The following is a 12,313-nucleotide window of genomic DNA, read 5'->3' on the forward strand; positions in this document are numbered from 1 at the left end:
TAATAAGTTAATCTTTTTTAGCGTTTATTTATAAATTCTATCAATTCATGCTCAGGCATGGGTTTAGCATACATAAAACCTTGTACCTCATCACAGCCTAAGTTTTTTAAGAACTGAGCTTGTTCTTGTGTTTCAACGCCTTCAGCAATCGTTTTTAAACCCAACTTAGCACCAAGAGAAATAACTAAGGCAGCAATAGCGCCAGTGTCATCATTTGGCAGATCCTTAATAAATGCACGATCTATTTTCAACCTATCCAAGGGTAAACTTTGTATATAACTAAGCGATGAAAAGCCAGTCCCAAAGTCATCAATAGCAACCTCAATCCCTAACTCTTGAAGCTCTCTAAGTGTATTAATAACAGTTTCGAGTTCATCCATTACTACGCTTTCTGTGACTTCTAACTCTATGTTTTTTGGCTTAACACCATATTTTAATAATGTATTTTTAACGTTTTGAGCATAACCTTTTACTTTAAACTGCGGAACAGACACATTAACCGCAATACAAATTTCGGTACCCATATTTTCTAGGCGCTTTTGTTGTTGGCAAGCTTGCTCTAAAACCCACTGCCCTATATCAACAATCAAGCCCGCATCTTCTGCAAGTGGAACAAATACCGCTGGCGATATATACGACCCATTACCGGTGGGCCACCTAAGTAATGCCTCACACCCAATTAAAGACAAGTCTCCTAATGAAAGTTGAGGTTGATACCATACCTCTAACTTGTTTCGAGCAAAATCATGGCGTAATTGTCTAATAATTCCTATGCGCCAAGCCATTTTATCTTGCATGTCGATATTGTAATAAACGCCTTCTTTATGCTTTGCTTTTTTAGCTTGGTCAAGTGCAATATAAGCAACTTTAAGTGTATCAATCCCGCTACTTTGAAAGTCTTGCTGTTGGCATAAACCCAATCTAAAATCGATAGGCAATGTATGCTCTTCTGCGCAAAATGGAACACCTAACTGCTCATTCAATTTTTTTAAGTCGAGTTCATCACGGCGAATAATAAAACCAAAAACATCAGCACCAATACGAGATAGTAACTTAGCTGTTGGGTAGTTTTCTTTTAACCTTTGCACAATGCCAATTAATACTTTATTGCCGACCTCTTGCCCTAAGCCATTATTAATATCTGCAAAATTAACTATATCAAGTAGTACAAATACATAATCATTCACGTGCGGCTTTTGATAACGCTCTACCCGTTCAATAAAATTGGTACGATTTGAAATACCTGTAAGCACATCTTTATAAGCTGCATCTCTTAACTTTACAAACAGCCTTATATTATCGAGGGCAACACTCACATTTGTTAAGAAGATTTCAGCAAACTGCAATTGTGCTTGCAAAGGAACATGGTCACATTCTATATATAAAGCCGCTTTTCTATGCTTACTTTTTAATACAAATGTTGCACTTGAGTCTGTATGTTGATGCTTTGATAAATCAAAACACAACTCAACTTGTTTAAATACTTTGCTATCAACATTAATTAATTTTTCACCAAAGTAGTCTTCGTAATGCCCACAACCACCTAATACTTGAATAAAGTCATCGCCGTCTAATTTGCTGCACACAAGCCCTCGAGGTGAACACTTTAAAATAATACTCATGTGCTTGATGATTTCTTTGCATAGTTGCTTAATATCAGTAAGCCCTAAAATAGACTTTGATGCAGAAACAATCGTGTTCATTGCATCACTTTGATATTCAAGCTGGCATACCTGCTCGTAAGAGCGAATAGCGGTTATGAGCGATGTTACTAATTTAGAGCGAGTGAGTTCTGTTTTAGTTTTATAATCATTTATATCGTATTCACGTATTACTTTTTCTTCTGGTATATTACCAGCTTGCCCTGTTCTTAAAATAATTCTCACATGTTGATTATTTAATTCGTCACGCACCCTTTTTACAACCTGCAAGCCAGCATCGTCAGTTTCCATAATAACGTCTAAAAAAATAACTGAAATATCGTTATTTTCAGCTAAAATCTCTATTGCTTCAGCTCCCGAATAGGCATCATGAAATCGCAAGCCTGCCCCCAAAAACTCAACCCCAGACAAAGCTAACTTTGTTACAGAGTGGATCTCAGGTTCGTCATCAACAATTAAAATATCCCAAAACTTAGTCGGCTCAATTACTGCATCATCTTCATAGTCTTGTTCAAAAAATAAAAAATCGTTTTGATCTGACGACATTCGCTCTCCTAGGTAGCAATTTATAAATTATTTTTGGTTTATAATCTAATTCATACTATAGTCGATTAATAAAAAGTTGTTGTATTTCAACTCAAAAAACTAATAAAAGGTGTGCTTATTAAACCATTAAAAATATTGATCAAAGGCGTACTGTTATTGCTATTGGTATTAGTACTGGTAGGGCTAATACTTCCTCAAAGTTATAGTGTAAATAAAACAATAGAAATCAATGCAAATATTGACGCAGTAAAACCGCTTATTACTGACTTTAATCAATGGCAAAAATGGTCTCCATGGGAAAAAGTAGACCCAAGTATACGTTTTACCTTGGGCGAACCTAGCTCTGGCCTAGGGGCTCATCAGTCTTGGAAAGGAAAATGGGGGTATGGTGAAATGATCATAACTTCGGTGAATCAAAATAAGGTCAGCTTTAATATACTTTTAAATGCTGAGCATATTATTAGGGGGACTTTTAATTTTAGTGAGCAAAACGGTATCGTCACTTTAATATGTAAGATTAACGGACAAACAACCGCCCCTTTAATATCGGGTTACACCGCAATTTTGAGCGAATATGTGCTCCGTAATACAGTTTCAATGGGGTTAAATAACCTTAAAACTGTTGCTCAGCTTAGTCATTCACAAAGGACAATGCACAGCCATGACAGTCAAGACAGCACAAGCGAGAATTAACCTTGCTAACATTATCGAATCCTTACTTGGTTACCCTATAACAAAAATAGGCAGTAACGGAATACTGCCTACCTCCGAACAAAGTTACGATATTAAAGGCCAAGTTAAGCCGCTTTATCATATCAACAGTGAAAACTCTGTTTTAGCTCGTGCCCAAAAGCGCCAAGATTTACTACTAATAAAACAACAACAAAATATAGAGTCAATTTTAGCAATGGCTATGGGGTTTTGCCCCGATGTAGCAAGTACTAAACAACCTGATGCTGACTGGGTAGAGCATTTTATCGCACTGTGCGAAGATACTTCAAATGCGTCAATGCAAACTTTATGGGCCAAAATTTTAACGGGAGAAACACTCAACCCTGGTACGTTTTCAATTAAAAGCCTGCAAACGTTAAAGCATATGACACAGCGAGAAGCTGACTCTTTGCAAAAATGTGTATCGCTCTCAGGCTATAACGAAAAAGACGACAGCCACTTTATTTTACTCGGCTTTTACAAAAAACCGTCATTGTTTGATTTGCTACGAAAAGGCAATAAAGTGTCTCTAAATTTAGGAAAAACAGGTATTAGTTTTCCTGATATTTTAACACTTATGGATCTTAATTTACTGTATAGAAAAGAAATTGAATCTGCAGTGCTTAAAGCGGGACAAGAACTTACCCTTTCATTTTTATCGCAAAAAGTAACGTTAAAAGCAAAAAGTAGTGATTTGGTATTGAGCTATTATAAATTCACGCAAACAGGTGATGAGTTATCTAAACTCATTAATTTTCCTGTAAATAAAATTTATAAGCAGTTAATTAATAATGCGCTGGAGGGAGAGTTTGATTTAGCGTGGCACGCAATAAAATAATATGCCACGCTTTGTTTAATTAGAAAATACTAATTAAAAGTGAACCTGAATACCCGCAAATGGGCCAGATGCATCAATATCAGTAGTAATATCATCTACATCATCAAGTTCTAATACCATAGAGCGGTAACCGGCTTTAACAGCAACATCTACTGCTAGGTTATCAATAAGTTCCCACGCTACGCCTACTTGGTAATCTTGTACTTTGCTATCGTCAATAGCCAAAAAGCTACCTTCAAAAAATACACTTAAACCAGTAAATGGTAAGCCTGCTTCGGCACGGCCATATGCAAGAGGAACAAAACCAGAGAAGTCTTTGGTTTCAGTTTGAGAAAGCTCTTCTTCAGGATCATAGCTTACTGTAATTTCACCGTCGAATTGCTTAACATTTAAACCTAAGTCAATTGAGATTAAATCGTTATCGAAGATTTCATAATAAAGAATATAATCAATGTGCGATAAATCACTAACAGTATTTACTTTTCTGTTTGTATCGAAGGTACTGCCATTAAAGCTAAACGTATCACCAATAACCGCATCACCATCAAGTTCAAGTTCTGTATATTTTAGCTTAATGTTTGGAACTAGCGGCACTGGGTGCTCAAGTGCTGCGTAATAGCTAACAAATGTTTCATCCTCAAAATCAAAACCTTGAGATGCTTTATCTTTATAAGAAAATTGACCATCGTTATCTGACTTCCACCCATCAACACCTACGTATAAACCTAGTAGAGTGTCAGCTTGCGCTGCTGGTGCTAAACATGCCATTGAAAGGGCTGCTGCTAAACAATACTTTTTCATTTTTTATCCTTGAGCTAGTAGTTCGCTGAGTTCGATTAAAGCCGCATTGGCTCTAGAAATATAATTTGCCATAACTAAAGAATGGTTTGCCACATAGCCAAAACCATTGCCGTTTAAAATAAGTGGGCTCCATACTGTTTCTTGAGTCGCCTCAAGTTCACGTATGATTTGTTGTAAGCTTACACGTGCATTTTTCTTTTCAAGTACGTCATTAAAATCATACTCTATCGCTTGTAAAAAATGCAGTAATGCCCAAGTTGCACCGCGCGACTCGTAAAACACATCGTCGATTTCTAACCATGGTGTTCTTACTTGCTGCTGCAGTGGCGCAAGAGTTGCTTGTTTATTAGATGAATTACCCGCTAAATCGGTGTTCACTTTTTCTTGGCCTACACTGGCACTTAAACGTTGGCTTAAACTACCTAAACGTTTTTCAGCTTCTTTAAGCCAACTACGTAAGTTATCTGCTCGTGCGTAAAATTGGCTATCGCGCTCATGCTCATTAGCAATTTGTCCACGATATACCATTAAGTAGTCAATACCTTTTTGGTACTCACCTTCGGCACTTGGCCATGCCCATGCCTCAGAGCTTATATTAAACTGCGGCTGCGCCTTTTTAAGGGCTTCATGTTCCGTTGATTGTGATTGAGAACGGCTAAAATCTTTTCGCATAGAAAGCGATAAATCACGTACCATTTCTAGTGCGCCATATTCCCACGCTGGCATATCATCCATAATAATACTTGGTGGTATTACATCATTTGATAAGTAGCCACCCGGTTTATCTAGTAAGGTATTGGCTACCGTAATTAATGTAGAAGTAGTTACATAACCCGTTACTATTTTTTCATTACGAAGCTGCGCTTGCTCTTTCGCGTTTGCAACAACGTCAAAACGTGAAGGTTCTGTGCTCCAATAAACAGCAATTGCGTAAAAAATGATAAGCAGTAAAACAATTATTCCTGCTATTTTTCCTTTATGTTGCGACATGTGTACTCCTAATGATGAGCGTGTTGAGTAGATGGTTTTGACTGCTTAGCTTGCGCTTCAAGCGACACGACTTGAGCATTAGTAAATAAGCGATTACCGTCACTAAAATATAGTGTGAGTTTACGTTCTTGTCCTACTTTTAATGGCTCTTGTGGTTCAAATGCCATTAAATGATAACCGCCAGGCTGAAAGCTGACACTTTCGTGCGCCTTAATTTCAACCGATTCAACTTGTTGCATTTTCATCATGCCGTCTACATGTGAATGTTCGTGTATTTCAACACGCCCTAAGCCATCAATAGTTGCCTTAGTTAAAGTTGCTGCGGCTCCACTGTGATTAATAAGGGTTAAATAACCTACAGTTGAAGTACTGCCAGGTAAAAACTCTCTAACTTGCGCGTTAGTTACTTCTAGCACAGCCACATCAGAACCATGATCGTGCCCTGAGTGCGCCGCCAACGATGACGAAAAAAAACTAAATATTAATGCAGAAGCCATCGAAAAACATAGTTTCGTCATCATTATTATCCTTATGAAAACTTTAAATTACAGGCTAAATTTAACATAGTTAACCTATAATAGTCAGTCAAATTAAGGATTAAGAGGCTACTTTTTTGTTATCGGCAACAAGCCAACACAACACTGCAACAAATAGTAACGGCCATGCAATCATTATAGATCCGAATAAAAGCGCTAAAACAGTCCCTGCTAATGCCACTACACCGGCACCAACTAATCCCATAGTAATTAAAGCCACTACCGCAACTACAGCAATAATTGCGGCCAAAGCACCTACAAGCTCGAGCCCAGCCCAACTAATGTCAGCAATCCATAACGGCAACTGCCAAGAATCAATCTGCACAAACGTTATTAAATCAGTAAACAGTAATAAATAGATAATTACACATACTGCCAAAGCTTTCATAGTAATTCTCCTTATACATGAGGTCTATTTAACGATAAGAAAATTGCGCTATAACTAGGCAAAAATTTTTATACTTAGCTGTTCTAAATTAAAATTTTTAACAACGTTATAGGGTGATTTAATTCGTTAAATTGTTCAAATATTTATGCCTGTTGGTATTAATACTCTTTATTTTCAAGACAGCAATGCGCTATAAAATAGCCAAGTGCAACTGCAAACGGAAAACTCAAAAACAATAAAATAGTAACTACGCGTGTTGCCCATACCGGAAAGTCCAATCTATGGGCTAAACCACTACAAACACCCGATATTTTTTTATTCAGAGTATCTTTATACCAACCTCGTTGACGATTAAAGCTGTTCATAGCAATCTCCTAAGCAGTGTGTTTTAAATTAGTATTTAAGTTCGCCTTTAAGCGAGCCAGTTCAGCATCAATTTTTTCATTTTTAACTAACGACTCAATTTGGGCACTGGTAGAACTTGCTGTATCAGTCAGCTCATAAGCCTCTACTTGAGCTTCAATACCTTCAACACGCTGCTCTATTTGTTCAAAACGAGACAACGCATGGGCAACTTTATCGCTTTGTAGTTGCGTACTGATTCGCCCTCTAGCAATAGCAACATTATGGCGTTGCATTAACTGAGCTTGCTTAGTTTTAGCCATAGCCATTTTTTGCTGCAAGCGTTCACAATCAGACTTAATTTTTGCAATAGACTCTTGCAATGTTTCTAGTTGAGTTTGCTTATTTTCAATGCTTTCGTTAACGCGTTGCTTCTCAAGTAAAGCTGATTTAGCAAGGTCATCACTGCCCTTCTCAACCGCACGTTCTGCTTTCATTTGCCAAGCTGCTAATTCTGTTTTTTTAGTATCAATTTGGCGATTAATTACTTTCTCTTCACACAATAAAGCGGCTGCTGTACTACGACACTCATTCAATGTATCTTGCATCTCGGTAAGCATTAGGTTTAAAAGTTTTTCTGGATCTTCTGCTTTATCAAGCATGGCGACAATGTTTGATTGAATTACATCATTTACGCGGTTAAATATTCCCATGGTATTCTCCTGTTGATTTTTAATTAATTTCAACAAGAAGATTCCAAGAGTTGTGCCAAGTCCATCAAAAAGAAAATAAAGCATTTAAAATCATAATGGTAAATAACAAACACTCTAAATTTTAGTGACTTTAAGCTGAACAACATAGAGTGGAATTGGCCAATAAATTATGATTTTGACTAATTTTTAGGATTAAAAAAGCCACTCGAAAGTGGCTTAAATTTAGAATTTTTAAAGCTTAGTTTTTATTCTGGTACAAAGCTTAATGCTTTATCCATTACCGATAAATCAGCTTGCTTACCGTGACCACTTTCAGAAAGGTGGCGTCTAAAACCTCGCGCACCAGGCTGCCCCTGAAAAATACCGAGCATGTGACGTGCAATATGCCAAAAATTAGCACCCAAACGCATTTCTTCTTCAATGTAGTCATACATTGAACGCACTACGTCGTGGCGTGACTGCGTGTTTGCAGCATCACCATAAATTTTCTCATCAACGTCATTGAGCATAAATGGGTTGCTGTAAGCCTCACGCCCAATCATTACACCATCAATATGTTGCAAATGTTCTAGGCTCTGCTCAATTGTTTTAACACCGCCATTTAGGCTTAAGTCTAGCTGCGGATAATCTTTTTTAAGTTGATAAACACGTGGATAATCAAGCGGTGGAACTTCACGATTTTCTTTCGGGCTTAAACCATTAAGCCATGCTTTACGAGCATGAATAATAAAATCATCACACCCTACTTTATGAGACGCTTCAATAAGCGCACATAAAAACTCATACGAATCTTGCTCATCAATACCAATACGCGTTTTAACGGTAACAGGAATGCTTACTTCGTTTTTCATTGCTGCTACGCACTCAGCAACTAATTGAGGTTCAGCCATTAAACATGCGCCAAATCGGCCATTTTGAACTCTGTCTGACGGGCAACCTACATTTAAATTTATTTCGTCATAACCACGCTCACCTGCAAGTTTTGCACATTGCGCAAGCGCTTTAGGATCAGAGCCACCAAGTTGCAGCGCAACTGGGCCTTCGTGTTTATTAAAATGTAAGTAGTCGCCTCGACCAAATAAAATAGCCCCTGTGGTTATCATTTCAGTATAAAGCACAGTATGTTTAGTCATTTTGCGATGAAAAGTACGACAATGGCGATCAGTCCAATCAAGCATTGGGGCCACAGAAAAGCGTCTATCCAAAGTACATTTATTCAAAGCAAACCTCAGGGTATTAAAGTTATTAAGCACAGCTTAAAAGGCGCTGCATTTTACACAAAAGTCTAGCGAGCATCAATGTTAAGAGAAAACCTGCAAGCCAAAATAATGGGCTATGCCATTTAAAATATTGGTAACCGCAACCGAGCTTAAAATAAGCCCCATAATTCTACTTACTATACTTGCACCACTGTCACCAATTAATTTATGTACATGCGTTGCAAGCAGTAACAAAACCAGTACAACAGCCAATACAGCAAGCATCATCGAAGACGTTAGTAACTGCTCAACCCAAGTATATTCTTCATTACGAGTCATTAATACGGCGCCTAACATAGCGCCAGGGCTCGCGATAGAGGGAATCGCAAGCGGAAAAATAGCGGTTTCAGTGCTGTCGCGTACACTTTTAATTTCGGCTTCTGGTTTACTTTCACCAAATATCATTGAGAGCGCAAAAATAAGTAATATGATACCGCCGGCTATTTGAAAAGCCGAAAGCGGAATTTCAATTGCGTTAAGTAATTGCTCACCTGCAAGTACAAAAAATAAGAGCACTAATGCAGATACGCCTACCGCTTTATATATAACTTTACGTTTAAATTTCTCATCATCACCACGTGTGACTGCAATAAATACAGGTACAGTACCAATGGGGTCAATAACCGCAAAAAAGAAAATAAATATAGCTAATAGTTCGTGCATTACTGGGTTTCCTAGGTAAAAAGCGCTTAATAAAAACGCTGCAACTACAACACAGTATGTTAGTATATCACGGTAGCATAAGGATAAGAGTAATGATGAATATAGAATCACTCGTAAGTAAAGCAAAACAAGTTTGTGACAACCGTGGTGCGCGTTTTACGCCTATCCGCGAGAAAGTATTTCGCCTATTAGCCAGCGCACAAGGTGGTGTTGGTGCATACGATTTGCTTGAGCAATTAAAAATAACTGAAACGGGTGCTAAACCTGCAACTATTTATCGTGCATTAGACTTTTTAGCTGAGCTAGGTTTTATTCATAAAATTGAAAGCACAAATGCATTTATGCTGTGTCATCATTTTGATCATATACACCCAGTACAATTGTTAATTTGCGATACCTGTGGTTTTGTCAAAGAATTACACTCGAGTGTAATTTCGCATGAGCTAAATAATTTAGCTGCCGAAGGTGGGTTTGTTGTATCAGGGCAGACAATAGAGGCACATGGTAAATGTGAATCTTGCAGAGCATCATAATCCTTCAAAGTTATCCTTAGTGACTATACTCAAACTATATAGTCATTTCACAGAACAAATTTAAGAGTAGCCACTATGAATGTAGAATTCATCAATCCTTTTTTATCTTCTTTAATTAATGTTTTGAGCACTATGGCTCAAACTCAATTGAAGCCAGGTAAACCTCGCATTAAAACTGATGAGATAGCCTGTGGTGATGTATCAGGTTTGATTGGGATGGTTGGCCCGCAAACGCGAGGATCATTTTCAATAACATTTGATGAAGGATTAGCATTGACCATCATGGAGCGTATGCTTGGCGAACGCCCTGATGCTATAGATGAAGAAGTTACTGATATGGTTGGCGAAATAACCAACATGGTAACAGGTGGTGCTAAAAATTTACTTGGCGAGAAAGGCTTCGACTTTGATATGGCAACGCCTATTGTGGTATCGGGTAAGGGTCATACAATTACTCACAAAAGCCAAGGTAAAAAAATCATCATGCCATTTAGCTGTGATGCTGGTAATGCAAACATTGAAGTTAGTTTCGATAAACTATGAGTTGGCAGCAAAAGCAAATTACATTAAAGCCTCGCCCGCGAGGTTTTCATATAATTGATGATGAAATATTGTCTCAGCTGCCTGAACTGGCGAGTTATAAAGTTGGTTTGTTGCATTTATTTATTCAGCATACCTCAGCGAGCCTTACAATAAACGAAAATGCAGACCCCACTGTTCGTATGGACATGGAGAGCCATTTCAATAAATTCGTTCCTGAGCGTCAGCCTTATTATCGCCACGATTATGAAGGTGACGACGACATGCCTGCACACATAAAAACCAGTACGTTAGGCTGCGAGTTAAGTATTCCTATTTCAAATGGTTATTTAGCGTTAGGTACATGGCAAGGTATTTATTTAGGTGAACATCGTGATTCTGGTGGCTCTAGACGAGTTATAGCAACTATTCAGGGGGAACTTTTTTAACTCAAGCTTCTCGGTTTAAAATGTTAACCTCTGTTTTTCTTCAGCCATACCCTCATAGATTCAAAATACGCCACTCTATAGACGTAAATCTTAGGCGCGCGAAGTAATAATTTCTAACAACCAAAACTTTAATGCTGAATATTGTACATAGAATAAAGTAGATAAGAGAGATTTTAAATTATAATTTTATTTATGATTTTTAATACAGAGAATTTTGAAAGGATATAAAAAGATTGGAGCGGTACACGAGGCTCGAACTCGTGACCTCGACCTTGGCAAGGTCGCGCTCTACCAACTGAGCTAGTACCGCATTTTACTTCTTTTAATCACTACAATTTCTTTTGGTTAGAAATTGGAGCGGTACACGAGGCTCGAACTCGTGACCTCGACCTTGGCAAGGTCGCGCTCTACCAACTGAGCTAGTACCGCATTATATTTTCACTCAACACTACAATTTCTTTTGGTTAGAAATTGGAGCGGTACACGAGGCTCGAACTCGTGACCTCGACCTTGGCAAGGTCGCGCTCTACCAACTGAGCTAGTACCGCATTTTTTATTTCTTCAGTTATTTTACGTTGGTGCGCGACGGGTCGCGTTCAACATTCTAGCAACTGAGCTAGTACCGCATTTTTTATTTCTTCAGTTATTTTACGTTGGTGCGCGACGGGTCGCGTTCAACATTCTAGCAACTGAGCTAATACCGCATTTATTGATGGTAATTCAATCACTCAAACACACTAACCCCGCGTGGGTTATCGTCTTGAGCGGGGCAGGATTCTACAATAATCCGATGTGTTTGCAAGTGTTTTTTACAAATTAAAGAAATTTTCTCTATAGACTTTTAATTCCATAATCGAATCTTTAATGTCATCCAAAGCAAGGTGCGAGCCTTTTTTATTCACTTTTGCAAGCACTTCGGGTTTCCAGCGACGTGCTAATTCTTTAATAGTACTCACGTCAAGATTGCGGTAATGAAAAAAATCTTCAAGTTCACGCATGTATTTATTCATAAAGCGGCGGTCTTGCCCAATTGAATTACCACACATTGGTGATACACCTGCAGGCACCCACTGTTTTAAAAAATCTAACGTTTGTGCCACGGCATACTCTTCATCGAATGTACTTGCTTTACAGCGCGCTGTTAAACCCGACTTACCATGCTGCGTAGTACACCACTCGTCCATACCATTTAGTAATTCATCACTTTGATGAATAGCTATGGTTGGCCCTTCAGCTAATATATTGAGGTCTGCGTCAGTGACAACCGTCGCAATTTCGAGTATTTTATCGGTCTCTGGTTCGAGTCCTGTCATTTCAAGATCGAGCCAAATTAAATTTGATTTATTAATAGTCATAATTACCTA

15 protein-coding genes and 3 tRNA genes are annotated in these 12,313 nt (G+C 38.1%); 5 read left to right on the forward strand and 13 right to left on the reverse strand.

The genetic code is table 11. From position 1 onward, the window contains the following. Positions 1-17: 17 nt before the first annotated feature. Complete coding sequence (locus tag H5126_RS07215; protein WP_182719897.1) at positions 18-2,207, reverse strand: EAL domain-containing protein; 2,190 nt, start codon at positions 2,205-2,207, stop codon at positions 18-20. A gap of 111 nt (positions 2,208-2,318) precedes the next feature. On the opposite strand from H5126_RS07215, the gene H5126_RS07220 reads away from it, so the two are divergent. Continuing rightward, positions 2,319-2,900: an SRPBCC family protein gene (locus H5126_RS07220; RefSeq protein WP_024606362.1), complete on the forward strand. Its 582-nt coding sequence runs from the start codon at positions 2,319-2,321 to the stop codon at positions 2,898-2,900. Next, entirely contained in the window at positions 2,869-3,756 is an 888-nt protein-coding gene (locus tag H5126_RS07225; protein WP_182719898.1) for a TIGR03899 family protein, read from the forward strand. The genes H5126_RS07220 and H5126_RS07225 overlap by 32 nt, the downstream gene beginning before the upstream one ends. Positions 3,757-3,789: 33 nt before the next feature. Here the strand turns inward: H5126_RS07225 and H5126_RS07230 are convergent, their stop codons facing one another. From H5126_RS07230 to H5126_RS07265, 8 genes are all read right to left on the reverse strand, one after another. Continuing rightward, complete coding sequence (locus H5126_RS07230; protein ID WP_182719899.1) at positions 3,790-4,557, reverse strand: TIGR04219 family outer membrane beta-barrel protein; 768 nt, start codon at positions 4,555-4,557, stop codon at positions 3,790-3,792. A 3-nt stretch (positions 4,558-4,560) separates the two neighbouring features. Continuing rightward, positions 4,561-5,547, reverse strand: a complete 987-nt coding sequence (locus H5126_RS07235; RefSeq protein ID WP_024603343.1) for a DUF2333 family protein — start codon at positions 5,545-5,547, stop codon at positions 4,561-4,563. 8 nt (positions 5,548-5,555) lie between these two features. Continuing rightward, positions 5,556-6,065: a copper chaperone PCu(A)C gene (locus H5126_RS07240; protein WP_024595803.1), complete on the reverse strand. Its 510-nt coding sequence runs from the start codon at positions 6,063-6,065 to the stop codon at positions 5,556-5,558. 79 nt (positions 6,066-6,144) lie between these two features. Next, positions 6,145-6,471: a hypothetical protein gene (locus H5126_RS07245; RefSeq protein ID WP_002957925.1), complete on the reverse strand. Its 327-nt coding sequence runs from the start codon at positions 6,469-6,471 to the stop codon at positions 6,145-6,147. Between the two features lie 158 nt (positions 6,472-6,629). Continuing rightward, on the reverse strand, positions 6,630-6,836 hold the full coding sequence (locus H5126_RS07250) for a PspC domain-containing protein (protein WP_101163631.1): 207 nt from the start codon (positions 6,834-6,836) through the stop codon (positions 6,630-6,632). A 9-nt stretch (positions 6,837-6,845) separates the two neighbouring features. Continuing rightward, the gene (locus tag H5126_RS07255; RefSeq protein WP_182719900.1) at positions 6,846-7,526 is read right to left on the reverse strand and encodes a PspA/IM30 family protein; all 681 of its coding nucleotides are present in this window, start codon (positions 7,524-7,526) and stop codon (positions 6,846-6,848) included. Between the two features lie 245 nt (positions 7,527-7,771). Next, positions 7,772-8,704 (reverse strand): tRNA dihydrouridine(20/20a) synthase DusA, encoded by a 933-nt coding sequence (gene dusA / locus H5126_RS07260; RefSeq protein ID WP_039485439.1) that lies wholly within the window; start codon positions 8,702-8,704, stop codon positions 7,772-7,774. Between the two features lie 123 nt (positions 8,705-8,827). Continuing rightward, positions 8,828-9,448, reverse strand: coding sequence for a MarC family protein (locus H5126_RS07265; RefSeq protein ID WP_149602124.1), 621 nt, complete (start codon positions 9,446-9,448; stop codon positions 8,828-8,830). A 95-nt stretch (positions 9,449-9,543) separates the two neighbouring features. On the opposite strand from H5126_RS07265, the gene H5126_RS07270 reads away from it, so the two are divergent. The 3 genes from H5126_RS07270 (at position 9,544) to H5126_RS07280 (ending at position 10,949) form a co-directional block, all read left to right on the forward strand. Next, positions 9,544-9,981, forward strand: coding sequence for a transcriptional repressor (locus H5126_RS07270; RefSeq protein WP_002957918.1), 438 nt, complete (start codon positions 9,544-9,546; stop codon positions 9,979-9,981). 75 nt (positions 9,982-10,056) lie between these two features. Further along, positions 10,057-10,524: a chemotaxis protein CheX gene (locus H5126_RS07275; RefSeq protein WP_182719901.1), complete on the forward strand. Its 468-nt coding sequence runs from the start codon at positions 10,057-10,059 to the stop codon at positions 10,522-10,524. Then, positions 10,521-10,949 carry a secondary thiamine-phosphate synthase enzyme YjbQ gene (locus H5126_RS07280; RefSeq protein WP_024595808.1) on the forward strand — a complete coding sequence of 143 codons (429 nt, stop codon included), beginning with the start codon at positions 10,521-10,523 and terminating at the stop codon, positions 10,947-10,949. Before H5126_RS07275 ends, H5126_RS07280 begins: the two co-directional genes overlap by 4 nt. A 234-nt stretch (positions 10,950-11,183) precedes the next feature. Here the strand turns inward: H5126_RS07280 and H5126_RS07285 are convergent. From H5126_RS07285 to orn, 4 genes are all read right to left on the reverse strand, one after another. Beyond that, a tRNA-Gly gene (locus tag H5126_RS07285) sits at positions 11,184-11,259 on the reverse strand. Between the two features lie 43 nt (positions 11,260-11,302). Continuing rightward, positions 11,303-11,378 (reverse strand) — tRNA-Gly (locus H5126_RS07290). A 43-nt stretch (positions 11,379-11,421) separates the two neighbouring features. Continuing rightward, positions 11,422-11,497 (reverse strand) — tRNA-Gly (locus tag H5126_RS07295). A 261-nt stretch (positions 11,498-11,758) separates the two neighbouring features. Next, positions 11,759-12,304, reverse strand: coding sequence for an oligoribonuclease (orn, locus tag H5126_RS07300; RefSeq protein WP_004336052.1), 546 nt, complete (start codon positions 12,302-12,304; stop codon positions 11,759-11,761). Positions 12,305-12,313 lie beyond the last annotated feature (9 nt).

Origin of the sequence: Pseudoalteromonas sp. SG45-3 (assembly GCF_014164075.1) — a bacterium.
GTDB lineage: Bacteria > Pseudomonadota > Gammaproteobacteria > Enterobacterales > Alteromonadaceae > Pseudoalteromonas > Pseudoalteromonas distincta.